The following is a 24471-nucleotide window of genomic DNA, read 5'->3' as shown; positions in this document are numbered from 1 at the left end:
ATGTGTCAACCGCCGGTTGACGTCGTTGACGTCGGCCCATGACAGCGGCGAGCGTGCCTGTCCGCCGGAGCGGGTGAAACGCTGTCCTTCAGCGGAAAAATGCAATCATGGTGCCCTGATCTGCGGCGGCGGGTGACGGCGCGCCGTGGCCTGGGCATTGCTCTCGCGCCAAGACAAGACAAGACAAGACAAGAGAAGACAGGACAGGACATCTCGTAGACATCGCGAGGCCACGACGACCCGTGGGGGAGGGTATGCAGAGGGAGTGAAGGGTGGGGTCGTCGGTCGCGCGCAACGTTAACGATCGAGGGATAAAATCATGAGCTTGAAATTGACCTATGCTTTCGGTGCCCTGTTGTCGTTCGGCCTCGCCGGCTGCCTCGCGGCGGACGGCGCCGACCTGGATGTGGACGTGGACTCGGCGAGCGACGCGCTCAGCGCCGTCAGGATCGAGGCCGAGAACCAGAGCTGGTCCATCTCGTCGGGCGACAGGATCGAAGACAACGCGGACAACGTGAAGCTCCGCGCCAACCAGAGCGGGGACACCTTCAAGTTCTCCGCGTCGGTCGCGTCAGGCACATACAAGATCGTCCTTCGTTACGCCAAGCGGAACGTGTACGGCAAATACGAGCTCGCCGTGAAGGGATCGTCGGTGAAGTCCTTCGACGCTTATGGCTCCTCCACCGGTGACAGCTGGACGACAGCGACGCTCGGGGAGAAATCGCTCTCTGGCAATGTCGAGTTCGCGCTCACGTGCAAGGGCAGGAGCTCCTCGTCGTCGGGGTATGACCTGAAGGTCGACTACATCGAGCTCGTGCCGGTGGGCGGCGGCGACTCTGGCGGGAGCTCGGGCGGCGGCAGCTCGGGCGGCGGCACCACCACGGCGGGCAACGGCGGCGTCGTCAGCTCGACGATCATCGTGAAGGCGGGCGAGACGTTCGACGGCGGCGGCAAGCGGTACATCGCCGACAAGAACACGCTCGGGGACGGCAGCCAGGCCGAGGGCCAGAAGCCGGTGTTCAAGCTCGAGGACGGCGCGAAGCTGAAGAACGTGGTCCTCGGCGCGCCGGCGGCCGACGGCATTCACACGTACGGCAACGTCACGCTCGAGAACATCGTCTGGGAGGACATCGGCGAAGACGCCCTGACGGTCAAGAAGTCCGGCACCGTGGTGCTGAACGGCGGCTCCGCGAAGAACGGCGACGACAAGGTGTTCCAGATCAACGCGGCCAGCACCTTCAAGGTGTCGAATTTCACGGCGCAGAACGCCGGCAAGTTCATCCGGCAGAACGGGGGGACCGACTTCAAGGTCGACGTCTTCATCGACCGGTGCGACATCTCGAAGATGAAGGAGTCCATCTTCAGGACGGACAGCAGCAGCAGCAGCGTGACGATGACGAACACCCGCTACAGCGGCATCGGCAAGGCGCTCTTCATGGGCGTGAGCTCCTCGAAGATCACGACGTCCAACAACACGCAATATTGACCCAGCGGTTCTGCACATTTCCGCCAGGGCAGGAGCGTCCTCGCGGGCGCTCCTGCCCGCTCTTGCGCGGTGTCAAGGGTCAAGGGCCCTCCGCTCCGCCTCTTCCTCTCTGGCGAGCAGGCGAGAGACCTGGAGCGATGTCTCGCGCAGGGCGCGCTCATGTCAACGTTCACATTCTTCGATCACTCACTGTTCCGGGAAATGTACCGCTAAATTGCGGATCTTTGTCGCAAGGGGAGAAGCGACTGTCATCGCGATAGGAACGCCGGTGTGGCATCATGCGCCAATGCGTACCATCACGGATAGGCTCACACGTAGCGCTCGATACCTCGCCTTCGCGGCCCTGCCGTTCGCCATACTGAACTGCTCGAGCGGCGATCCCGATGAGTCCGGGAACGGCGGGAGCACCGCGGCGAGCACCAGCTCCCAGAGCGCCAGCAACAGCAACAGCAGCAGCAGCGCCGACAGCTCGAGCTCGAGCTCGAGCGGCGGCGACCCCACGACCACCACGACGTCGGGGGTCGGGGGCAGCGGAGAGGGTGGCGCGACGGGAGTCGGCGGGAGCGGAGAGGGCGGCTCCGGAGGGAGCGGCGGCGCGCCCTCCGAGGAGTTCGCGCTCGCGAGCACCAATCACGAGGAAGGCGCCAAGTTCGCCGACAAGTACACCTGCCAGACCGCCGGCTTCCAGAACAGCGTCATGCCGGAGCTCCACTGGACCCCGGGGCCTGCGGGCACGAAGAGCTACGCCATCACCTTCATCGATGTCACCCTGGCGCACGCGACGCCGTCGCAGCCCAACGGCTACCACTGGGTTCTGTACAACATTCCTGCCACCACCACCTCGCTGCCCGAGGGGTTCAAGCAGGCGGACGCGACGCAGCTCCGCGCCATGCAGAACTCGAACTACCTCGGGCCTTGCCCCAATTTCGGCTCCAGCAGCGGCACGAAGACCGACACCTACGAGTTCACGATCTACGCGCTCGCCGAGGAGTCGATCACGATCACGGGGACCGGCACGGCTGCAGTGAGGGACGCGGAGACCAAGCTCGAGGCGAAGAACCTGGGCAGCGCGAAGCTCACCGGCACGTCCAACGCCTTCTCGACTCGATGAAGCGGTAGCCGCTTTCTCGGTCTGAAGCATCCTCTCGAATGTTTCGAGGAGATTCACAGGGAGGCGGAGAGTCGGGGAGTAGAATCTCGCGAACCTCCCTGTCTCGACGCCTCCCTGTTCAAGTTTCTCTCCCCAGAATGCCAACGAAATGAGGGGATCCGTCGGCTCTACAGCCTGACCCCGGGGTCGCAGGTGTGCTGTCTCGGTGACCGTCGTTGGACGCGCAGCGCCTGCCGACTCGATCCGTCCGTCATCCAGACGTGGGCTTCCGGCGGCGGCCATCCGGACGCTTCGGGGCCTGCCGCGTGGAAGACAGGCTCTCTGCCAGCTTGCCGCTCCCCTGGTCGATCACCTTCTTCTCGTACCAGGGCCGTGTGGCCTGCGCGCGAGCGAGGTAGGCGAGCGCGATGACGCCGAGGAGCGGCAAGGCGGCGTAGGCCGCGGAGTGGGCCGTCACGCCGGGGCCGATCGCGCTGGCTGAGCTCCACGAGGGGACATGACGCGCCTTCACCGTCTCGCCCTCGCGGAGCCTGGCGAATGCGCGGTGGGACACCTCGTCGGAGAAGGCGCCGCCCTCGCCCCGCATCGTGACCTCGAAGCGGGTGTGGTCGCCGTCCTCCTTCTCCTGGAGCTGCGTCACCCGGACGTCCACCGTCTCGCCCAGCCAGCGGCGCGCATGGAAAGCCGCGAACGCCATGTTGAACGCGAGCGACGCGACGGTCGCGGTGATGGCCCACCGCTTGTGGAACGCCGCCCTGCGCGCGAACCGCTCGCCGAGCGGCTCGGACGAGAGGAGCATGCGCCCCCCGCGCGGAGGCGCGAGCAGGTATCCCTGCGCCTGCTCGCGGTACCCTTGGGCTTGCGCCTCGGGATCGGGCGCGCGCCGGAGCTCGCCTATCGCGAAGACCCGCTCGCCGGGGATGAGCTCGGCCACGCGGACGCGCCGGGTGAGATCGACCCGGATCATGCCGTCGAGCGCGTCGACGAGCTGCACGTCCTCGCCCGGCTCGACCCGGATGCGCGCGCCGGACGCGTGGCGGAGATAGAAAGAGTGGACACGGACCTTGCGGCCGGTCTCGGCCCACTGGTGGGTCCAGACCCCGGAGGTCTCGGACTCGGACCCTTTCTGCTCGACCTCGACGCGCACCGCCACGTCCGCGCCTTGCTCCCGCTCGACGGTGCCGACGACGACGGCCTCGCCGGGCGCGAGCGCGGCGCCGGGCGTGAACGAGGCCTCGGCCTGCGCGGCGGCGCGGCGCTGCCGGCGCGAGAGCCGGAGCGCGAGCGCCGCGAGGACGAGCAAGCAGGCCGTCGCGACGCCGTCCACCAGGAGCGACGACAGCCCGGCGTCGAGGTGGTATCGGCTCACGAGCAGCCAGATCCGGGGTTCCATGGCCCGACATGAGAGCGCAAACCGGCGCGCCCGTGCGAAAAACCCGGCGCGCCTACCTTCCGGAGGAACGATGCCTGCCACGCCGCCTCCCTTCCGCGTCCACGAGCCTGAAACGGCGGGGCCGATCGTCGTCGAGGTCCCGCACGCGAGCCTCGTCGTGGACGAGCTCGCGGCGCGCTTCACGCGCGTGCCGGAGCGCGCCCTCGCGGCCGACGCGGACGTCGCGGCGGACGCGCTCTTCGGCGACGTCACGCTCGAGGGCGCCGCGCTCGTCGTGGCGACGGCGAGCCGCTTCGTCATCGACCTCAACACGGCCCCGCGCGTGCCCACGCCCTACGAGGACAAGCTCCCCTACGGGCTGCGGGAGGTGCGGCGGCGCTCCGCGAGCGGCGAGCAGTGGCTCGAGAGCCCGCCACCCCGCGCGGAGGTCGAGCGCCGCGTCCGCGACGTGTTCGAGCCGTACCACGCGGAGGTCGCCGCGCGCCTCGCCGACGCGCGCGCGCGCCGCGGCGTCGCGATCCTCGTCTCCGGCCACACGTACCCCGACGTCATGTTCCCGGGCGCGGCCGACGTCGTGCTCGGGACCCGGCGCGGCGAGAGCGCGGCGAGCTGGGCGCGCGACGCGGTCGCCGAGGTCGCGCTGGCGCACGGCCTCTCGCTCGCGCTCGACGATCCGTTCCTCGGCGGCCACGCGCTCGAGCGGCACGCGCGCCGCGACGAAGGGATCCACGCGCTCCAGATCGAGATCGCCCGCAGGCTCTACTGCGACGCGCGCACCCTCGCCCTTCGCCACGACGACGTCGCTCGCCTTCGCGGCTTCACCCGCAGCGTCATCGCCGCGCTCGCGAGTGCAGCCGCGCGATAACGCGGCACGCACACGGTACGGTCGCAGCGCGCACACGGTACGGTCGCAGCGCGCACACGGTACGCGCGCAGGGCACACACGGTACGCGGCGCACGCGCGGTGAAGGCGCGATTCGCGCGCGCAACGACCTCGGCAGGCGCGCGCCATCTGGCCCGCGCTGCTCGGCGAACGTCGCACAGGTGCGCGCTCGTCCCACTACCGGATCCGCTGTTCCACAGCACGCTCGTGGCGCATGCAGACGTTGACGCCGCGACGCGATGCACGGAGATTCCGCCCTCAACACCAGGCCAGGGATGGGGAGGCTCTCCATGCGCCCAGACGGTTTCTCGCTCTCGTGCTCGGCACTCGCCAGCGTTGCTTTCATCGGTTTCCGCGGTACCGAGCACGTCTCGCAGCCGTACGAGTTCGAGCTCTTCTTCTCCGTCCCGACGAGCACCGACGTGCGCAAGGCGGTGGGCGAGCGGGCGACTGTGCGCGCGAGCCGCGGCGACGGGAAGGACCCGCTCGTCGTGCACGGCGTCATCGCGAGCGTCCGCCTCTTGCACCAGAACGCGGACCGGGCGCTGTACCAGGCGCTGCTCGTGCCGAAGCTCTGGTTCCTGCGCCACTTCTGGCGCAGCCACGTCTTCACGAACCAGCCCGTCAAGGAGTTCCTCTCCGCGACGCTCCAGAACGGCGGGCTCGCGGGCGGCGACTTCCGCTTCTCGATCAACGACGGCGACTACCCGGTCGAGGAGTTCGTCGCGCAGTACCGCGAGACGCACCTCGCGTTCTTTCACCGGTGGCTGGAGCGCGAGGGCCTCTACTACTTCTTCGAGCACCCGGAGGACGGGCCCGGCGAGGTGCTCGTCATCGTCGACGATCGCGGGCTGCACGACGACTTCCCGGGCGGCGGGGTCGTGCGCTACGTCCCGCTCTTCGGCGACGACGTGACCGCGCCGCCGGGCCTGCACCAGATCGAGCAGAACGTGCAGTGGCTGCCGAAGACGGTCACCATCGCCGACTACAACTACTCGAACCCGTCCGCGTCGGTGAAGGGCGAGAGCAGCATCACCGCGAACGGGGTGGGCGCGATCCGCGAGTACGGCTTCCGCGTCTTCGTGCAGAGCGACGCCGAGCGCCTGGCGCAGGTGCGCGCGCAGTCGATCGGCTGCCGCGAGGTGACCCTGCGCGGGAGCGGCGACGCGCTCGGGCCGCGGGCGGGGTACCGGTTCTCGCTGGACGATCAGCCCGCCGACATCGTCGACCAGTGGCTCGCGCTCGAGGTGCAGCACAGCGCGTCGATCGCCGGGATCACGCCCGAGGTCGCGCGGCTGACGGGGCTCTCGGCCAGGGACATCTACGCGATCAAGCTGCTGGCGATCCCGGCCGACGTGCAGTTCCGCGCGCCGCAGGCGACGCAGTGGCCGCGCATCTACGGGTTCGAGAACGCGATCGTCTGCGGCCCCGCCGACAGCCAGTACGCGCAGATCGACGCCGACGGCCGCTACCTCGTGCGCTTCGAGTTCGACACGAGCGGCCTGCCCGACGCGCGCATCTCGACGCGGGTGCGCATGATGCAGCCGCACGGCGGGACGACGGAGGGCTTCCATTTCCCGCTGCGCAAGGGCACCGAGGTGATGATCGCCTTCCTCGGCGGCGACCCGGACCGGCCCTTCATCGCCGGCGTCGTGCCCAACGCGCACCGGCCGAGCGTCGTCGCGGAGCGCAACCTCAGCCAGAACATCATCCGGACCGGGAGCGGCAACCAGCTCGTGCTCGAGGACGAGCAGGGCAAGGAGTTCATCTTCCTCCACACGCCGAACAACCGCACCGGCATCTACATGGGGACGCCGAGCGGCAACCACGGCTCGGTCTACACGGGCGACGGCGACACGCAGACCGGCACGTTCCTGTCCCCCGAGAACGCCGACCCGGCCATCGCCGGCAGCAGCCTCGTCGACGTCACGTTCAGCTACCTGGAGACGACGTGTGGGGACGGGGGCTCATGGATCGGCGGCGACTCCTGGGAGAACGTCAGCGGCGACAAGTTCAGCATGGTCGTGGGCAACCTCTGGGCGGGCGTCGGCGCGACGTACACGCTCCAGGTCACCGGCGCGGCGGAGGAGACGTACTACGCGACGCGCACGACCACGATCAAGACGGGCCGCGTGGACACCGTGGAAGCCGGCGGCATGAAGCAGACGATCACCGACGGGATGGAGCTGACCATCACGAGCGGCGGGATGAAGCACGACGTCCACGGCGTCTTCGAGCAGACGATCGAGCCGGAGGGCTCGTCGACGGTGACCGGGCCGTGGATGCACAAGGTCACGGCCGAGAACTTCGACGACTACAAGAGCTGGAAGACGGAGGTCGCCACCACCTGGAAAGGCCACTTCGGCGGCGACGTCGACCTGAAGTCCGACACGAACTTCCTGATCAAGGCGCCCAACGCGAAGATCACGGCCACCAACCTGAAGTGGGAGGTGCTCGGGCTGACGTTCGACCTCACCCCGAACAAGCACGAGCTCTACTTCTACAAGGGGGCGACCGGCGTCATCAAGACGGACCACGCCGCGCTCGCCCAGCAGGCCTACTTGCTCAAGCTCGAGACGTCGTTGATCAAGCTCGACTTCGCCGCGTTCGATAAGAAGGCCGTCGGCGCCAAGATGGATCAGTTCGGCACCTACCTGAAGCATCAGGCGGTCGCCCTGACCCTCGCGGGGCTCATCGCGTGGAACAGCGCCTTCACGAAGATCTGAGCGCAGATGCGAGTCGTCAAACCCCTCAAGGTCCCGGCGCTCACGCGCGTCGTCGAGGTCGCGCGGCGCCTCAGGTTCCACGTGGGCGCCATGATGGCGTTCCCCCTCGACGCGCCGCGCGCGCTCGTCGATGAGATGTCGTTCTGGCAGGCCGCGACGGCGGCGCTCGGGAGCATCCCGCTCGACGACGGCATCACGAAGGCGCGCGGCGAGCTGCTCGTCGCGGGCCGGTGCTACGCCCCGGAGGGCCGCCGCGTCGGCGCGTCGTTCGTCCGCACGCGGCTCGGCTCCGTCGACAAGCGCCTGGCCGTGCTGGGCGACCGGCACTGGAGCGGCCACGGCTTCACGGAGCCGGAGCCGTTCTCGGAGATGCCCATCGACTGGGCGCGCGCGCTCGGCGGGCCGAAGGACGCGGCGAACCCGTACGGGAAGGGGATCGAGGAGGTCGAGCGCGGCGGGCAGCGCGTCCGGCCGCTGCCGAACGTGGAGCACTACGGCGCGCTGATCCGCTCGCCCGGCGACCGGCCAGGCCCGGCGTCCTTCCTCGCGATGGACGTGACGTTCGCCCAGCGCCGCGCCCGCGCGGGGACGTACGGCGCCGACTACGCCGAGAAGTGGGCGCCCGGCCTGCCGCCCGACGTCGATCCCGCCTTCTTCAACGTCGCGCCGAGCGATCAATGGATCGCCGAGCCGCTCCGCGGCGACGAGGCGTTCCTCGTGGAGAACATGCACCCGACGCGGCCGCGCATCGAGGGCGCGCTCCCCGGCCTCGCCGCGCGCGTGCTCGTCACCCGCCGCGACGCGAGCGGGGAGGCGTTCCTGGAGCTGCCCGTCCGCTGCGACACGGTGTGGCTCTTCCCCTCGGCCAACCTCGGCGTCGTGATCTTCCACGGCTCGATGCCCGTGGCCGACGACGACGCCGGGGAGATCGTCGACCTCGTCGTCGCCTGCGAGGAGATCGGCCGCCCCCGGCCGATCGAGCACTACCGCGAGGCGCTCGCCCGGCGGATCGACAAGGACCGGGGCTCGATCGCGTCCCTCAGCGACAGCGATCTCATGCCGCCGCGCGAGTCGGGCGTCGCCGCGAACGTCGCCGGGATCGAGATGGTGCAGTGGCTCAAGAGCGAGAACCTCGCCACGCAGAACCTGCGGCGCGGCGCGGAGCGGGAGCGCGAGCGCCGCCGCGAGGAGCTGCTCGCGGACGGCATCGACCCGGCCCGCTTCGGCCTCGACGCGCCGCTGCCGGAGGAGGAAGCGCCTCCGCCGGTCGACGATCTCGACGCGCTGGTGACGTACCTCGACGCGGCGTCGCGGAAGATGGAGGAGGAGAAGGAGAGGGCCGAGCGCCTGAAGAAGGAGGCCGAGGAGCGCATGAAGGCGCAGGCCGCCGAGATGGACGTGTCCGAGGAGGCGCTCCGTCGCGGCCAGACCGGGGAGGAGCCGCCGGGCGGCCCGCCGCGCTTCTCGGCCAAGGCGCAGCTCCAGCAGTACGCGGAGCTGGCCGAGGCGGCGCGCCTCGGCGGCGTGCCGAACCTCGAGCTGGAGGCGATGCTCGCGGATCCAGGCTTCCCCGAGCAGCTGCTCCGCCTCGAGCAGGCGGCGCGCGAGGGCTACCGCGGCTCGGCGCACCTGAGGTCCGCGGCCCTGCCGATGACCGCCGAGGCCTCGCAGATGGCGCGCGTCGTCGTCGACGCCGCGCGCGAGGCGGGCGAGCCGCTCGACGAGCGCGACCTCACCGGCGCGGACTTCCGCGGGGTCGACCTGCGGGGGATGCGCTTCGCGCGCGCGTTCCTGGAGGGGGCCGACCTGCGCGGCTGCGACCTCTCGGGCGCGGTGCTCGAGGGCGCGGTGCTCGCGAAGGCCGACCTCTCGGGGGCGAACCTCACGGGCGCGCGGCTCCGGGGCGCGAACCTGGGCAAGGCGAACCTGGAGGGCGCGGTGTTCGACGACGCCGATCTGACCGAGGCCGTGCTGATGGGCGCGAGGCTCGCCGGGGCGAGCCTGAAGCGGGCGAAGCTCGAGCGCGCCGACGCCCTCCAGGTGAGCTGGGGCGGCGTGGATCTCTCGGGCGCGGATCTCTCGCTCTGCTCGTTCCTCCAGACGAGCTTCGCCGGGGCGAACCTCGCCGGGGCGAACCTCGAGCGGGCGATGCTGCTCGAGTGCTCGCTCGACGGCGCGGACTTCTCGGGCGCTCGGCTGCACAAGACGTCGCTGATGAGCTGCACCGGGGCGAAGGCGCGCTTCGCGGGGGCGCGCTTCTCCGAGGGGGTCGCCGTCCACAAGAGCGGCCTGCCGGAGGCCGACTTCCGCGACGCCGTGCTCGACAAGACCTGCTTCCGGACGACGGACCTGCGCGGCGCGCGCTTCGATCGAGCCCAGATGACGATGACCGATCTCTCCGAGGCGGACGCGACGGGCGCGACCTTCGACCGCGCCGTCATGAAGAACGCCCTCTTGATCCGGACGAACCTCGACCGCGCGTCGCTCCGCGGGTGCAACCTGACGGAGGCGATCCTCTCGAAATCGCGCCTGGCGGGGGCCGACTTCACGGGCGCGCAGCTCTGCCGGGCCGATTTCAGCCGCGCGCGCGGCGACAACCGGACGACGTTCGCCGAGGCGAGCGTCGAGTTCACCCGGTTCGACCGGCAGGCGGCGCCGGCTCCTGGAGGCGCGACATGAACCGCGACGAGGTGCTCGACAAGGTCCGCCACGGGGACCCGATCCAGGCCGTGGACATCTCCGGGCTCGACCTGACGGGCGCGGATCTCTCGGGCGCGGTGTTCGACCGGGTCCGCATGCCGCGCGCGATGCGGGGCGCGCTCGTCAAGGAGTCGACGTTCTCGGAGTGCGACTTGTCGGGCGTGGACGCGGCGGGCGTGGACCTTCACCTGACGACGTTCTTCCGGAGCCGCCTCGACGGGGCGACGCTCTCGGGGGCGAGGCTCGTCGGCGTGAGCTTCATCGAGTCGACGTTCGAGGGCGCGGCGCTGTCGGGCGCGGAGGCGCCCGTCGCGACGTGGGCGACATGCTCGCTCGAGCGCGCCTCGTTCGAGGGGGCGAACCTCGACCGGGCGAACCTCGTCGAGGTCAAGGCCGGCGGCGCGAACTTCTCCCGCGCGAACCTCGAGAAGGCGACGCTGTACAAGCTCGACCTGCGCACCGCGCTGCTCGACGGCGCGAACCTGACGCTCACGACGCTGGTCGAGACGGCGCTTGGCGCGCGGGCGTTCCAGGGGACGAAGCTGTTCCGCACGCAGTTCATGCGCGGCAGCGTCGCTGGCTCGAGCTTCGCGGGCTGCGACGCGACGCAGTGCAACTTCACCGGGGTCGACGTGTCCGACTGCGACTTCTCCGATGCGGTCCTGACGCAGGCGCTCTTTGGCGATGCGAACGCGGCGAAGGCGCGGTTTCCGCGGGCGAAGCTGCAGAACGCCATCTTCGAGCGGGCCGCGCTCGCCGAGGCCGACTTCTCGGGGGCGGAGCTCGTCGAGGCGTACCTCGCCTTCGCGTCGTGCGCCGGCGCGCGCTTCGTCGGCGCGAAGCTCGCGTACGCGGACCTCTCGCACTGCGACCTCTCGGGCGCGGACTTCACGCAGGCGGCGATGTTCCGCACCAAGCTGCACCGCGCTCGCCGCGACGGGGCGAAGGTGCCGGCGGGCGCAGGCTGGCTCGGCGACGACGAGAAGCTCGCCGCGCTCGAGGACTGGAAGCCGCGCCGCGGCGGCGAGCGTGATGGGCAGCGCGCGTGACCGTGCCTGCTGCGCGGGCCGTGCGGAACCACGAAGTTGTGCGGAACCACGAAGCCGTGCGGAACCACGCGACACGAGACACAAGACTGCGGCCGCGACCCGTGAGACTCGGGACGACGCCGCGTTCCACGAACTTCATTGATTCCTGCCGTGAAATGGTTGAAACTAGCGTTGCGGCGCGCACGTCCTGACCGGGCGGATCCAGGCCGAGGAGACCCGAGATGCAGAGCATGGCGGCCCGCGAGCCCCTGACGGTGGCACACGACGACAGCGCGCAGGACGACCTCCTGGCCGCGGTGGATCTGCCGGCGATCGAGCGCTCGCCCTCGCCCTCGCCGCGACGCGTGCCGTCGCTGGAGACGGGCGTCGTCCGGGGCACGGCGTCGGGGCTCGTGGTCGAGCTCGGCGGCGGGCCGGTCGCGGCGCGGCGCGCGAAGAGCTGCCTCGTCGCGCCGGACGCGGGGGATCGGGTGCTCTGCGCGGTGGACGGCGAGCAGGTCTTCGTCCTCGCGGTGCTGGAGGGCGAGGCGGGCGCGACGACGCGGATCGTCGCCGAGGGCGATATGAAGGTGCAGGCGACGGGGCGGCTCGGCCTCGGCGCTGGCGACCAGATCGAGATCGCCGCCGCCAGGGAGGTCGGGCTGTTCGCGGGCAAGCTCCAGGTCCGCGCGCAGGCGGCGGCGGCGGCGATCGAGGAGATCGGGCTCGTCGGCCGGTCGCTCGAGGCGCACTTCCAGAAGGCCGTCGTCGTCGCCGAGCGCATGGAGGCGCGCGCGGATCGGCTCGTCCAGCGCGCGAAGCAGGCGTTCCGCTTCGTCGAGGCGCTCGAGCAGGTGCGCGCGGGCGTCTTCGATCTCCGCGCGGAGGGCCTCGCGGCGGTGCGCGGGGAGAACACGATCGTCGCCGCGCGGACGCTCGCGAAGCTCGACGGCGAGCAGGTCAAGATCGGCTGAAGGGGCGCGCCGCGCGGGGCCGCGGGCGCCAGCAACGACGAGGGGTGAAGCGATGCTCGCGAAGACGACCGCAGGGGGGATGTGCCTGGCGTTCCCGGACGTGTGCCTGACCCCGACGCCGGCCCCGGTGCCGATCCCGTACCCGAACATCTCGCTCCATCCGATGAGCGTGCTCTTCGTGCCGAACGTGCTCGTCACGTGCGCGCCGGCGCACAACATGCTGACGGTCGCGCCGCTCACGATGGGGGACAACCCGGGCGTCGCGCTCGGCGTCGCCTCCGGGATGGTGATGGGCCCGTCGCGCAACGTGACCGCGGCCTTCACGGTCATCGTCGGCTGCGCGCCCATGACGCGCCTGACGAGCATCTCGATCCAGAACAGCACGAACGCTCCGGGCATGGCCATCGTACCGAGCGTCACCACCGTCCTCGTGCTCGCGCCGTGAGGAGCGCGAGCAAGGGGTCGGCCACGGATTCAGGGACGGCGCCGGAGAAGAGCGCGCTGACCGAGGCGCTCGCGAAGCTCGAGGCGGCGATGCGCAGGCCGACGGGCAGCAGCGCCGATCCGGATCGGCGCCGCGTGGCGGCCCGGCTCGCGGATCTCGCTCGATGCGAGGACGACGAGCTCAACGCGTTCGCCAGGCGGCACCTGCCTGGCCGCGCGGCGGACGAGGCGGCGCTGCGCGCCGCGCGAGAGATGCTCCTGGCGATCGGCCGCGTCCTCGGTCCGGAGGGCGAGAGCGCCGAGGCGCTGGCCGTGCTCAAGGACGCGCACGGGGCGCTCGACGAGCGGCTGGCGGAGGCGAAGCGGGCCGCGGCGCAGCGCGCGGCGGACGAGGCGGCGGCGCAGCGCGCGGCGGAGGAGGCCGCCGCGACGACGGGCGCGCCGGCGCTGGTCGAGGCGCAGGGGCCGCTGTCTCGCCTGGGCGGAGGGCTGCCCTTCGTGCCGCCGAGCGCGGCGAAGTACGAAGCGGAGGAGGTCACCGCGACGACGAGCGCGCCGGCGCTGGTCGAGGCGCATGGGCCGCTGTCTCGCCTGGGCGGGGGGCTGCCCTTCGTGCCGGCGGCAGCGCCGACGGCGGAGCCGATGCCCGCGCCGATGGCGGTGCTGGGGTCAACGGTGGTGCCAGGGCCGGCGCCGCTCGGTGTGCCCGCACCGATGGCGGTATCCGCGCCGACACCGATGGCGGTACCTGTGACCGTGCCCGCACCGGTGGCCGTGCCCGCACCGGTGGCCGCGCCCGCACCGGTGGCCGTGCCCGCACCGGTGGCCGCGCCCGCACCGGTGGCCGCGCCCGCACCGGTGGCCGCGCCCGCACCGGTGGCCGCGCCTGCACCGGTGGCCGCGCCCGAGCCCGAGCCCGCCCCGGCACCCGCGTCCACACCCGCCCCCCAATCCGTCACCCAGCCCGCGATCGTGCCTGTTCCCGCGCCTGCGTCGGTTCCTCGGACGGACCCGCCGGTGAGCGGCGCGGAGTCGAAGCCTCTGAGCAAGACGTTCCCCGATACGCCGCGGGTCATCGACTCCGCGCTGCCCTTCATCCCGGTGGCCTCCGAAGAGCGCCCTCGGCCGTCCGTCGCTCGTTTCGACTCGGCGCTGCCGTTTCAGCCCGTCGCCAGCCCCGATGGACAGCCGGTGCGCGAGCCTGGTCCGGCGCCCGCGCACCACTCCCCGGCGGTGCCGCTCCACGACGAGCGTCATTCCGTTGCGGCCACGCCGAGCGCGCAGGCCGCTGCCACGGCGAGCCCGCTGCCGGTCGCTGCGTCGAGCGCGCAGGCCGCTGCCACGGCGAGCCCGCTGCCGGTCGCTGCGTCGAGCGCGCAGGCCGCTGCCACGGCGAGCTCGCTGCCGGTCGCCACGCCGAGCGCGCCGCCGGCCGCCGCGCCGAGCGCGCCGCTGGTCGCCACGCCGAGCGCGCTGCCGGCCTCCGCGTCGGGCGCGCTGCCCGTCGCCACGCCGAGTGTCCCGCCCGCCTCCACGCCGGCCCCCGCGAGCGTGAGCGACCCGCTCAGCGTGCGCCCGCCACCCTCGCTCACGCTCAACCAGTACGCCGGCCTCGTCGTCGCGTGCGAGCTGTACCCCGCCTACGTGGAGAGCACGAACGCACGCTACGGGGTGCCGACCCCCGCGGCGCGCGCCGCCCTCGACGCCTTCTGGGCAGGCCGCTTCGCCGCAGATCCCGCGCTTGCCCAGCGCTGGCCCGAGCTCTGCGAGGCCGCGCGCAGGTACTTCCTGCAATCGCGCTGAACGCCGGCGCCGCACGCGCAGCGCCTCGCAGGAACACCTCGTGGAGCAGCAGCCGCACCGGTACGCTGAAGCCGACCGAGGTTCGAAACCACAAGGCGCCGGACGCCAGGAAGAGATCCAGATCTCGGCGCCGGTGACGCTCTGGTGGATTTTTCCTTCGTTGAACGGTGTGCCGGCGCCAGCGTTCAGCCGGCGGCGCTCGAGCAGGCTCGGATGAGCTCGGCCACGAGCGGCGGCAGCCGACCGGCGAGCGCGGCGCGCTCCGGCTGGAACAGCGTGGCGACGAAGAACGGATGGCCGTCGAGCTCCACGGCGCGCACGTCGCCGGCGTCGTCCTCGGCTCCGATGCGCAGCGGGCCCGAGACCAGCGCGGCCTGGAACTCCGGGTTCAGGCCGTAGCGGCACCGATACCCTTCCGTGGCCTCAGGGCGGCCGTAGGCCCGCGCGATGCGGGTTCCGGCGTTGAAGCGGATCTTGCCGGTGGCCTCGACCAGCGAGCACGCGAGCGGCGCGATCACCGCGCGCTGCGCCTCTGGCGCGGTCTCCGCGTGCTCGGCGTCCGACCAGCCCAGCACATGGCGCGCGTACTCGACGACCGCGTGCTGGAAGCCCCCGCAGGTGCCGAGGAACGGGCGCCGCTGCTCGCGGGCGAAGCGGATCGCGCGCAGCGCGCCATCCATGCTCCGGTACGGGCTCGCCGGAACGCACCACAGGGCGTCATAACGAGCCACCCGCGAGGCGTCGGTCACCTCCTCGGTCGGCACCCAGTCAAAGGAGAGCGGCGCGGATAGCGCCTCTCCCGCCAGCCGCAGCGCCACCGGGATGGCCCGGTGGGCCGTCACGGCGTCGTCGCGGTCACCGATGAGCCCAACATGAAGCATCGTCTGCATCGTGGCCTCAACGCCGCCAGGTGTACGGCGGTGCGACCGTCACCTCGGTGACCGTCGAGACGCCCGCCCAGTCGTCGGGGACGAACCCGTAGAACGTGTTGCTCGATTTCGACGTGGCGACGAACTCGACATCCCCGAGCAGCGTTGCTGTCCCGGAGACGGACTGGCGATCGCCGAACCAGCCGAGCGGATAGAAGGTGGTCTGCACGTTCGCCGAGCCGCTCACGCTGAACCCGCGCGCCTGGATGCCCGAGCCGCGTTGCCCGACCAGGCTGAGCGCGCCGACACGGCCGCCGGAGATCACGCCGTTGACGATGGTCGCATGATCCTCGACGCGGACGTCGCCGCTCACCTCTCCGCCGAGGATGGTCGCGTAAGGACCGACGTGGACGCTCGACGGCGTGCCCGCGGGCGCGCAGCCCCCGCCGTTCGTGTGTCTCGCCGTGCCCCGCGGACACGCATCGAGCTGACCGTCCTGAAACCCGGCGGGCCACGCTCCATCGAGCTCCACCATGTACGGATAGCGGTAGATCGACGGGTACGCCGGCCCGTCCGAGGGCTTCGTCCAGACCAGCTTCTGGTATTCGGTCGGCGTCGCGACCACGACCAAGTAGACGTTCTCGCCGGGGCTGACGCAGAAGTCCATCTCGCCGTCGCTCCCCCGCTGCAGAGGGCTGTAGCGCGATGTGGTCAGCTCCGGGTCCGTCGCGACGAGGCCCCAGCGCCAGCCGGAGTCGGCGCCGGCCTGCGTCACGCCCCGGAACACGACGCGCACGCTGGTCGCGTCCGATTTCGGGTGCAGGCGCACGACGTTGTAACCCCAGCGCTGCGGCGCCCAGTGATACGGCGAGACGAAGCGGCGATTCTGCGCCCAGTCCGCGTCGAGCGCCTCGAGCCGCGTGAGACGAAGCCGGCGATCGGTGCGGCCGTTCGACGTCATGTCGGCCTCGATCGAGCCGTATTTCCGTCGATACACGCCGGAGGGATCGCCTCCGTCCGTGGGCGGAGGGTCCTTGTAGTCCCAGGTGATGTTGTGCATCGCCCACTCGCCGAACTCGTCGTTGAGCCGCTCGATGTCCCAGCCACGGCTCAGCATGAGCTTCTGCCATGGGTCGCCCTGGCCGCGCGGCGCCTCGTGGGCCCACATGTCGTTGACCGCGCTGTAGCAGTGCTTGTCCTTCAGGAACTCGAAGAACTGCCAGTTGCAATAGCGGTTGCGGGTGTTGCCGTAGTAGAGGTGCGGCATGTTCGGCAGCATGTCCGAGCAGTGCACGTTGTCCCGCCATATCTGATGCGGCATCCAGTTCGCGTGGCTCTCGAAGACCCAGCAGCCGTCGCCGCCGCAATCAGGGAACGCCTGCGTCGTCGACTGCACGCCGTGCATGAACTCATGGGCGAGCCCCCACGGGTCGCGTGCGGCGTCGGGGCCGATCCACATCCCCATGTAATTGATGCCGTTGCGGCTCCACCCGCCGCCCCAGAGCGGGAAGCTGTTGTCGAAATGGACCGCGGCCTTCCATTTTTCCGCTGATTTGCAGTACGGCTCGGGGAAGAAGATGGGGCTGCCGAAGTACGCGCTCCAGATGCTCTCGAGCGTGTCCGCCGCCTCCTCCGCCTGGCTCAGGTTGATGTCCGTCCCCTCGGGCCAGTAGAAGGCGAAGTGCGCCGACTCGTGGCGCAGCGGCGCGCGCGTCTCGCCGCCGTCGCGCGGCGCCCTCCAGGTGCCTGCCGTGCAGCTGGCCGCCGTGGTCTGGCAGCTCGTCGCCCACGCCGTGCTCGTCGTGCCCTGCTCGCAGGCACCGGGGTTGCCGCCTGCAGCCCCGGTCGAGCCGCCGGTTCCCGCCGCCTCGGCCGTCGAGTCGGCGGTGCTGCCGGTAGCGCCGGCGCCGCCGGCGCTGCCGGTGCTGCCGGTGCTGCCGGTGCTGCCGGTGCCGGCTGCGCCTGAGGTCGCCGTCGTGCCGCCGCCGGACCCCGATCCCGGAGCAGGTTCCTCCGGCGCCGGACCGCACGCAGCGAGGATCGCGGCGACAGCGAGCGTCGAGCCGTTCACGAGAAGCTGCTGGAACAATGTGCGAGTCGCGCGACGAACGCCCGCGAGGGTGCGGCATGTGTAAGTGAAGCTCTCCCCGGCTGCGTGTTTGTGTAGCGCGGATGAGTCATAAGCTGGGTCGAGCATGCTGTATTCTCGTTCGGAGCGCGCTCTCCATGCAAAAGAAAACAAGGCCGGGGTGAGACCCGACCCAGGTTGGACCGATCCAGATCCGACCTCATCCACATCCAGACCAGACCCATCCAGACCTGACGCTGACCCATCCAACACAACACAGCTGACCCAGGTTGAGACCTGACCCAGGGTGACCACAGACCGACCCAGGTTGAGACCTGACCCAGGTGAGACCTGACCCAGGTTGGACCCGCAGACCGGACCCAGGTCGGAGACTCGACGCAGGTCGTCCCAAGACACGACTTACATTTGCTCCTAAATCTTAACCTATGTTGGGTTGAAGGGAGGGAGGGGAGAGGTTGGTGGAGGTGGCGGGGGATGGGCTGCGATGTCTAGATGTGGTGAATATAACATTCGCGGTGGAAGACGGCATGGCGGCCGCCACCTCTGGCGCAGTGATCGCCACCCGCGGGGGCGTGGCAAGTGCTTGAAATGATTGACTACAATCTCTGGCACAGCGTTTGTTGATATGCACGGGCCATGAGCCACCCCCGCGAGATCTCGCCCGGCGCTACCTATATGATCACCCGTCGCGTCTTGCGTCGGCACCTGCTCTTGCGCCCCGACGCAGCGATCACCCAGCTCTTGGTCTACGCCCTCGCGGTCTCGGCTGGTCGCTTCGGGATCGAGGTACACGCGTTCTGCGCGATGTCAACGCATCTGCACCTGGTCGTGACCGACGTGAATGGCGTCCTGCCGCGTTTCTTGCAGTTCTTTCATCGCATTGTGGCGCTCGGGACCAAGGTGCTTCGCGCGTGGGAAGGGCCGGTATGGGACCACGAAGCCACGAGCGTTGTGCGCCTCCTGACGCGCGCTGCTGTCGTGGAGAAGATCGCCTACGTGCTCGCGAACCCTGTGGCCGCAGGCCTCGTCCGGCATGCGCGTGAGTGGCCCGGAGCGAAAGTCGATGTGAGAGAGCTCGGCTGCGGCGTGCTGCGTGCGGCGCGTCCTGTGGCGTATCTTGACCCGGAAAATCCACAGTGGCCCGAGGAAGTGATGCTGCCTCTCGCGCTGCCACCGGCGGTCGAGCAGGATGGCATCGATGACTTTCGGCACTTGGTCGCCGCCGCGCTCGAAGAACAGGAGGCGCTGGCCCATGCGGCGCTCCAGCGGCAAGGGCGTCGCTTCCTTGGTGCTGAGCGAGTCAGCAAGATCTCCCCGTACGAGCGCGTCACGAGCTTCGAGGCGCTGGGCGAACGCAATCCGACATTTGCGGTTGGTCGCGAGCAGGGTGATGTACGGCGAATCGCTGGTGCTGCGGTGCGGGCGTTTCGTGCGTCGTACCGCGCGGCGCTTGAACGGTGGCGCGCCGGGGTACGCGGTGTGGAGTTCCCGGCGGGAACCTGGTGGATGCGCACGTTTCACGGCGCCAGCGTGATGGACCTCAGACTCGTGGTGTAGATACCGCATGGCGCCGTTCTCAGCGATGCGAAAAGCGCGGGAGCGGGTTCGACGCGTTGCTGTCGTGTTGTGGAGAACGTCCGTCTGGAGAAGCCGGAGCGGGCGGAACGTTTGTCTGGTGCTGCGCGTAGGCCCAAGAATGGGGTATGCCGGATCGAGCGCGTATGCGGCGATTGGTATGGTGACGTTAGATAGGTTCTGACTGACAGAGCGGGACGGTTATGGGCCGATAGGTGAGACGAAGTGATTGAATCAACCCGGGGCAACCCATAGATTGCGGGCGCGCAGATCCGGTGGCCGACCACCCGGGTCGAGTTTCCTCTTGCGTACGCTTTCGCGATGATGGCTCAACCTGGGTCGGTCGGGTGGGGCGGGTCGGGCCGCTGGGTCGCTCTCACCTGTACATACGGTCGATCCGCTCTTCGGGGGCGCGCGGGTCGAGCAGAAGGAGCGTCAGGTAGAACGCCCACTCCAGCGGCTTCATCGCGAGATAGATGACATCGGCGGCCCAAGCGGCGCCGATGTATCGGCTCACGGGCAGCCCCATTCGGTCGTAGAGCTGGCGCGCCGCGCGGCCGAAGCGCGGCCAGCGCTCGTGCAGCAGATCCTCGAAGGCGTTGGCGATGGCGAGCTGGCGATTGACGAGGATCGGCGTGCCGCCCCGCCGTCCGAGCCGGATCGGGCGCACAAGCCAGGCGTGGCCGCGCGCAGCGACGGTGCATAAGTAGTGGCAATCACCGGGCAGCTTCACGATCGGGAGCTGCGACAGCGTGTACCCGCACGTGCGGGTGAAGACCTGGAGGGCGGCTGCCGGATGTCCCAGCCAAGCCGCGTGCAGGACGGCGTGAACCCCGAGCAGCAGCGGGGTAGCCGCGAGGGCGCGCCACAACGTGGGTCGGTGAATCGCGGGCGGCGGCGGCAGCGGGACTTGCGGCGGCCCTGTGCGATAGGCGGGATCGGCAGCGGCCAACGGAGCGGGCGCGCTGGCCTCGACGCCCCGCCTCAGGAGGCGCGCGCGCAGCTCGGCGGAATAGAAGACGACCGTGAACACTGGCGCGACGCACGGCAGGAGCAGCGGCGGCACGAGCAGGCCGGCCGCCACCCAGGGGCCGAAGTGCACCGCCAGCAGGACGTGGAGCGCGATTCCGACGATCAGCGCTGCATGGACGACGAGCTCTGCAGGGCCAGGCAGCGCTTCTTTCCGGCGCCGTGACACGACATAGGCGAGCGCGGTGAGGGCGTGCAGCGCGATCAGGCCGTGGACTTCCGGCTCGGCGAGCGGCCGGAACGCCGTGGTGCCGACGTCGCATGCCGGGACGGCGCACGTCCCGGGGGCATCGTGGCTGTATGCCAGGCCCCAGGCGGGCAGGAGGAGCAGCGTGAGCACCTCGGCCGCCACCTGGAAGGGGGCGCGCCCCCGGCGCCGTATCGCGTGGTATGTCCGCACGGTCAGGCCGATCCAACCCGCCAGCCCGAGTGCTCCGGCGACGAAGATCGCGCCATCGAGTTGGACCAGCATCGTCGCGCCGAAGAGCGGCGCTGCGAGCACCGGAACGCCGTAGCCGGTGGCCACCAACGCGGCGAGAGCGCCGTCTGTCAGCGAGAAGGGCTGCTCGGGCGGCGATTGCTGCGGCTCGGGCGGTGGCTGCTGCGGCTCGGGCGGTGACTGCTGCGGCATGCATCCACCATGCTAACGGCTCCAGTCTCAGGAGATCCATCCTGGGAGGTGGAGCGCGCGTCCTTCGCGAGCCACGTCGCACGTTGGAGAGTGAGCCGTGCTGGCTGCTCGCGCAGGGAACCCCGGTTGCGTCGAACGGATGCTGATAGGATCCAAGGGATCTGGCATGAGCCCGGACCGAAAGCGCCGTCTGCGCCCCGCAATCTCTGCCGAAGGGCGGCCGCTCCGGCGGTGGGGGGCGTCTACGGCGATCGCCATCGATCGCCCGTGACGATCGCCCGTGAGGTGGTTGGGTCGCGACGACGTGGTTGGGTCACGACGTGGTTGGGTCGCGACGCGGACGCCGCGCTAGCGCCCCGCGGGGTCGAGCGGGCGCCCCTCGGTCGGAGGCGTCGGCCCGGAGGACGTCTCCAGCACGAGCTCGCCGCCGTGGGTCAGCACGTGCCAGCGCGGATCCCGCGGCTCGGGCGGCAGAGGCCCCGGCATTCCCTTGACGTCCGGCGCAGGATTTGGACGCACGCGGAACCACACCTGCCCGTCCCGTATCTCCATCCGCGTCAGGTCCTGGTCGACCTCCACGTTGCGCGCCAGGGGGAGCGCCGGCTGCCCAAAGCGATCCAGCGTCACATCGAGGCGTTTGCCGGCCGAGGCCGCGGGCGAGCTCGCGAGAAGCGCCGCGCCGCCGGGAGCGGGAAGCGCCGCGACGCCGTCCGGCGCCGTGATCCGGCGCCACGCTTGCGGTGCGCCGAGCGGCAGCGGGCTTCGCACGAGCGCCTGCAGCGGCTCGCGCTGCAGGGCGCCTGCGGGCGGCGCCGACTGGAGCAGGAGCAGCGTGCCATCCGGTGCCGCGGCGATCCACTTGAGGGCCTCGGCCGGGGTCGCCTGGCTTCCCTCCGCGTGCCACGGACCTTGCGCGCCCCGCACGAAGAGGGTCGCGCTCCCGCTGCCTCCGCGGCAGATCAGCACGCCGACGCCGGCCGCGTTGTGCAGCGCGACCGGTTGCGGGCACCCCTCGGGCGCCGCGACGGGCGTCACGGTGCTCGCGATGTGGTCGACGACCGCGAACGTCGGTGGCCGCGTGACGTGCGCGGCGCAGGCGCTGCCGGGCGGTCGCGCGCTCGTCGGTTCGCAGATCCCGTCGCCGAACGTCGCGATCCGTGTGCGCGTCGGCTGTGGCAGCGGCGTGGCGCTTTCGAGCAGACAGAGCGCGCCTCCGCACGAGGCGCCGAGCACACCCATGAGTCCGAGACCGCCCACGACGCCGCCGCCGTCGCTCTTGCACGGCGGCTCCCGCCCGACCGCGGCGCCCCCGCGCGGGGGCGGCTCGGGCGCCGGCGGGGCGACGGCCGAGCGGAACGAGCCGGCCTCGATGGCGCGGATCGCGGGGGAGAGGTGCAGCGCGATGCCCAACGTGGGTCGGGCGTAAAGGCCAGCAGCGGCCCTGGTCCACGCCTGGCCGTCGCGGCTCAGCACGGCGGGGCAGCTCGCATCGCCGTTCCAGATCCAGGATCCCGCGCGCTCGATCGAGCGCGGCTGAAACGCGGATCGCTTCCAGGTTTTCCCGCGATCCAGCGAGAGGAACGAGTCTGGCGCCGCCGGCTGCTGGCCGCGCGCCGGCGCCTGGACCACGGCCGCGAGCACGCCGTCGGGTCGCACGAACACCGCGCGCACCGGCTTGCCGGGCGCGACGACGGCTGAGGTGAAGCTGCGGCCCTCGTCGGCGGAGACGCTGACACGCTCTCCCGCCGCGGCCGCGATGAGGGTACCGGCGGCGTCCCAGGTCGTCGCACCAGGCACGCTGCCGCGCGGCTCGAAGCCGTCCGGCCTCAGCGCACCGCGGACGCCGGCGGCGCGGTGGAGCACGCCCTCCGGCGTGGCCGCATAGAGCGCGTCGACCTGCGGTCCGGCGACGCCAACCCAGGTGAAGCGAGCGGGCAGCTTCAATGGGCCGACGACGCCGAGCTTCTCGTCGACCGCGAACGCCCCGCCCGCGGGATCGGCGCCGCCTCCCTTCGCCGCGAAGATCGCGACGCGCTCGCCGAGGGCGATCTCGCTGTGCTCGCGGAACGGGTCCCGAGCGGCCCTCGCCCGCTCCTTCTCTCCGAGGGGCGGCTCGACCCAGGTTGCCGGCGGGGCCGCGGCGATCGGCAATATCAGCGGGGCCGAGGGATCCACGGCCGGCGCGCCCGCGGCGCGCGCGGGCGCTTCCAGCGGGGCCGCGGGGATGGCGACCCAAGCCGGCGCGAGCGCCGCGGGGGCCGACCCGGCGGCGGGACCACACGAAGCGGCGAGAAGCGGGAGGGGGAGGAGCGCGAGCCGCGAAGCCGTCATGCAGGGAGGGTCTCCTGGTCCACCCTTACCAGGCTCCCCGACGAGGATCACCAGGCGGGCCCCCCGACAATCTCGCTGCCTGGAGCGACAGGCTCACGGCTCGGGCAGCACGTCGCGGAGAGCGGCGATCAGCTGGCCATGGTCTGCGATCAAGCGGGCAGCGGCGATCGACATGGGCAGCCAGTAGAGATCGAAGGCGATCGGCTCACGAGCACCGTCCGATCCATCCCGCTCGTGGTGTCTCCACCTCTCCGGGACGGGGGCCACGACCGGCAGGTGGAAGAAGTGGCGAAGGTGCATCTCTTCCTTCCCCACGCGTCGTGCGTCGAACTCCGACGTGCCGATGAACTCCACCGCCGAAAACGCGCCCAGCCCGGTCTCCTCCCGCGCCTCGCGGACCACGGCCGTATCAGGTGGTTCGCCTGGAAGGATCGTCCCGGCGGGCACCTGGAGGCCCGCCTCCGGGAAGTCCGCGTGCTCGAAGACCAGCAGTCTCCCTCCATTCGTGATGTAAGCGAACGCCTTTCCCACCACGCGCACAGCGGCCGCCCTCCCTCCGGAACCGCTCTATCATTCCCCCGCGTCGGCCAGGAGGGCCATCGGCACGGACAGCGACGCCGCCTCGCGCGCGCCGCGCCGTGACAGCCCGCCTTCCTCCGGGGATCTCCTGAAGATCGCGTCGAGGAGCACGCCAGCGAGGCGGCCGACCTCCGGCACCTCCCTGGCCCGGGGGCGTGGCAGATCCACCGCGACGCTCTCCACGACGCGCCCCTCATCGAACACCAGCACGCGATCTCCGAGCAGGACCGCCTCCTCCACGTCGTGCGTCACCAGGATGGCCGTGAAGCGGCGCTGCGCCCACAGCGACTCGACGAGGCGTTGCGCCCCGATCCGCGTCAGGGCGTCGAGCGCGCCGAACGGCTCGTCGAGCAGCAGCACCTTCGGGTCGTGCACGAGCGCGCGCGCGAGGGCGACCCGCTGCCGCTGACCTCCCGAGAGCACGCCCGGGTAGTCGTTCAGCCGATCTCCGAGCCCGACCCGGTCGAGCACGTCGCGCGCGCGCGCGTCGCGCCCTCTCGGCCCGCCGATGCACGTGTTCTCCAGCACCGTGCGCCAGGGCAGCAGGCGGGGCTCCTGGAAGACGACGCGCACGGCCTCGCGCGCCGCGACCTCCCTCGAGGCCAGGACGCGCGCCGCGCCGCGCGTCGGCTGCTCGAGGCCGCACAGGACGCGGAGCAGCGTGCTCTTGCCCGAGCCGCTCCGCCCGACGATCGTCACGAACTCGCCAGGGCGGATGTCGAGCGCGATGCCCGAGAGCGCCAGCCGGTCGCCGTACCGCTTGTCGACCTGCTCCAGCACGACGCGCGCGCCGGCGGTCTGATCGCCCGAACCGCTCATT

The 24471-nt window shown here is 70.9% G+C and carries 17 protein-coding genes; 10 read left to right on the top strand and 7 right to left on the bottom strand.

Translation table 11 applies throughout. The annotated features are described in order from the left end of the window. The first annotated feature begins 820 nt into the window (after positions 1-820). Together WMF22_RS26760 and WMF22_RS26755 are read left to right on the top strand one after the other, a co-directional pair. A complete protein-coding gene (locus WMF22_RS26760; RefSeq protein WP_437301611.1) occupies positions 821-1486 on the top strand; it encodes a pectate lyase in 666 nt (221 codons plus the stop codon). Between the two features lie 286 nt (positions 1487-1772). Continuing rightward, positions 1773-2597: a YbhB/YbcL family Raf kinase inhibitor-like protein gene (locus tag WMF22_RS26755; RefSeq protein WP_438031623.1), complete on the top strand. Its 825-nt coding sequence runs from the start codon at positions 1773-1775 to the stop codon at positions 2595-2597. 250 nt (positions 2598-2847) lie between these two features. Here the strand turns inward: WMF22_RS26755 and WMF22_RS26750 are convergent, their stop codons facing one another. Then, positions 2848-3990: a hypothetical protein gene (locus WMF22_RS26750; protein ID WP_438031622.1), complete on the bottom strand. Its 1143-nt coding sequence runs from the start codon at positions 3988-3990 to the stop codon at positions 2848-2850. Between the two features lie 70 nt (positions 3991-4060). Between WMF22_RS26750 and WMF22_RS26745 the strand changes: the two genes are divergently transcribed. From WMF22_RS26745 to WMF22_RS26715, 7 genes are all read left to right on the top strand, one after another. Further along, on the top strand, positions 4061-4855 hold the full coding sequence (locus WMF22_RS26745) for an N-formylglutamate amidohydrolase (protein ID WP_438031621.1): 795 nt from the start codon (positions 4061-4063) through the stop codon (positions 4853-4855). A gap of 308 nt (positions 4856-5163) precedes the next feature. Then, positions 5164-7599, top strand: a complete 2436-nt coding sequence (locus tag WMF22_RS26740; RefSeq protein ID WP_438031620.1) for a type VI secretion system Vgr family protein — start codon at positions 5164-5166, stop codon at positions 7597-7599. Positions 7600-7605: 6 nt separating this feature from the next. Beyond that, positions 7606-10278, top strand: a complete 2673-nt coding sequence (locus tag WMF22_RS26735; RefSeq protein WP_438031619.1) for a DUF2169 domain-containing protein — start codon at positions 7606-7608, stop codon at positions 10276-10278. After that, positions 10275-11348: a pentapeptide repeat-containing protein gene (locus tag WMF22_RS26730; protein WP_438031618.1), complete on the top strand. Its 1074-nt coding sequence runs from the start codon at positions 10275-10277 to the stop codon at positions 11346-11348. The genes WMF22_RS26735 and WMF22_RS26730 overlap by 4 nt, the downstream gene beginning before the upstream one ends. Positions 11349-11569: 221 nt before the next feature. Next, complete coding sequence (locus WMF22_RS26725) at positions 11570-12301, top strand: DUF3540 domain-containing protein (RefSeq protein ID WP_438031617.1); 732 nt, start codon at positions 11570-11572, stop codon at positions 12299-12301. A 52-nt stretch (positions 12302-12353) separates the two neighbouring features. Continuing rightward, positions 12354-12746 carry a DUF4150 domain-containing protein gene (locus tag WMF22_RS26720; RefSeq protein ID WP_012237562.1) on the top strand — a complete coding sequence of 131 codons (393 nt, stop codon included), beginning with the start codon at positions 12354-12356 and terminating at the stop codon, positions 12744-12746. After that, the gene (locus WMF22_RS26715) at positions 12743-14548 is read left to right on the top strand and encodes a hypothetical protein (RefSeq protein ID WP_438031616.1); all 1806 of its coding nucleotides are present in this window, start codon (positions 12743-12745) and stop codon (positions 14546-14548) included. The genes WMF22_RS26720 and WMF22_RS26715 overlap by 4 nt, the downstream gene beginning before the upstream one ends. 185 nt (positions 14549-14733) lie before the next feature. Here WMF22_RS26715 and WMF22_RS26710 read toward each other — a convergent pair whose 3' ends face one another. Then, a complete protein-coding gene (locus WMF22_RS26710; RefSeq protein ID WP_438031615.1) occupies positions 14734-15438 on the bottom strand; it encodes a CTP synthase C-terminal region-related (seleno)protein in 705 nt (234 codons plus the stop codon). Between the two features lie 7 nt (positions 15439-15445). Next, on the bottom strand, positions 15446-17614 hold the full coding sequence (locus WMF22_RS26705) for a DUF6055 domain-containing protein (RefSeq protein WP_438031614.1): 2169 nt from the start codon (positions 17612-17614) through the stop codon (positions 15446-15448). 528 nt (positions 17615-18142) lie between these two features. Here WMF22_RS26705 and WMF22_RS26700 point away from each other — a divergent pair. Further along, positions 18143-19063, top strand: a complete 921-nt coding sequence (locus WMF22_RS26700; RefSeq protein WP_437292818.1) for a transposase — start codon at positions 18143-18145, stop codon at positions 19061-19063. Between the two features lie 394 nt (positions 19064-19457). Here the strand turns inward: WMF22_RS26700 and WMF22_RS26695 are convergent, their stop codons facing one another. From WMF22_RS26695 to WMF22_RS26680, 4 genes are all read right to left on the bottom strand, one after another. Further along, complete coding sequence (locus WMF22_RS26695; RefSeq protein ID WP_438031613.1) at positions 19458-20741, bottom strand: DUF6688 family protein; 1284 nt, start codon at positions 20739-20741, stop codon at positions 19458-19460. A 348-nt stretch (positions 20742-21089) separates the two neighbouring features. Further along, the gene (locus tag WMF22_RS26690) at positions 21090-23072 is read right to left on the bottom strand and encodes a hypothetical protein (RefSeq protein WP_438031612.1); all 1983 of its coding nucleotides are present in this window, start codon (positions 23070-23072) and stop codon (positions 21090-21092) included. A 93-nt stretch (positions 23073-23165) separates the two neighbouring features. Continuing rightward, positions 23166-23612, bottom strand: coding sequence for an NUDIX hydrolase (locus WMF22_RS26685; protein WP_438031611.1), 447 nt, complete (start codon positions 23610-23612; stop codon positions 23166-23168). A gap of 30 nt (positions 23613-23642) precedes the next feature. After that, positions 23643-24470 carry an ABC transporter ATP-binding protein gene (locus WMF22_RS26680; RefSeq protein ID WP_437292814.1) on the bottom strand — a complete coding sequence of 276 codons (828 nt, stop codon included), beginning with the start codon at positions 24468-24470 and terminating at the stop codon, positions 23643-23645. Between the last annotated feature and the right edge of the window lies 1 nt (position 24471).

Origin of the sequence: Sorangium sp. So ce204 (assembly GCF_051526795.1) — a bacterium.
In the GTDB taxonomy this organism is placed as follows: Bacteria; Myxococcota_A; Polyangia; order Polyangiales; family Polyangiaceae; genus Sorangium; species Sorangium cellulosum_B.
Note: the sequence above shows the minus strand (reverse complement) of the source record. Positions and strands in the feature narration are given on the sequence as shown.

Bases quoted from the DNA above. Each gene is read 5' to 3' on its own strand.
- WMF22_RS26730 (WP_438031618.1), top strand. From the start codon at position 10,275: ATGAACCGCGACGAGGTGCTCGACAAGGTCCGCCACGGGGACCCGATC.
- WMF22_RS26705 (WP_438031614.1), bottom strand. From the start codon at position 17,614: ATGCTCGACCCAGCTTATGACTCATCCGCGCTACACAAACACGCAGCC.
- WMF22_RS26725 (WP_438031617.1), top strand. From the start codon at position 11,570: ATGCAGAGCATGGCGGCCCGCGAGCCCCTGACGGTGGCACACGACGAC.
- WMF22_RS26695 (WP_438031613.1), bottom strand. From the start codon at position 20,741: ATGCCGCAGCAGTCACCGCCCGAGCCGCAGCAGCCACCGCCCGAGCCG.
- WMF22_RS26735 (WP_438031619.1), top strand. From the start codon at position 7,606: ATGCGAGTCGTCAAACCCCTCAAGGTCCCGGCGCTCACGCGCGTCGTC.
- WMF22_RS26700 (WP_437292818.1), top strand. From the start codon at position 18,143: ATGAGCCACCCCCGCGAGATCTCGCCCGGCGCTACCTATATGATCACC.
- WMF22_RS26740 (WP_438031620.1), top strand. From the start codon at position 5,164: ATGCGCCCAGACGGTTTCTCGCTCTCGTGCTCGGCACTCGCCAGCGTT.
- WMF22_RS26690 (WP_438031612.1), bottom strand. From the start codon at position 23,072: ATGACGGCTTCGCGGCTCGCGCTCCTCCCCCTCCCGCTTCTCGCCGCT.
- WMF22_RS26755 (WP_438031623.1), top strand. From the start codon at position 1,773: ATGCGTACCATCACGGATAGGCTCACACGTAGCGCTCGATACCTCGCC.
- WMF22_RS26710 (WP_438031615.1), bottom strand. From the start codon at position 15,438: ATGCAGACGATGCTTCATGTTGGGCTCATCGGTGACCGCGACGACGCC.
- WMF22_RS26750 (WP_438031622.1), bottom strand. From the start codon at position 3,990: ATGGAACCCCGGATCTGGCTGCTCGTGAGCCGATACCACCTCGACGCC.
- WMF22_RS26680 (WP_437292814.1), bottom strand. From the start codon at position 24,470: ATGAGCGGTTCGGGCGATCAGACCGCCGGCGCGCGCGTCGTGCTGGAG.
- WMF22_RS26745 (WP_438031621.1), top strand. From the start codon at position 4,061: ATGCCTGCCACGCCGCCTCCCTTCCGCGTCCACGAGCCTGAAACGGCG.
- WMF22_RS26720 (WP_012237562.1), top strand. From the start codon at position 12,354: ATGCTCGCGAAGACGACCGCAGGGGGGATGTGCCTGGCGTTCCCGGAC.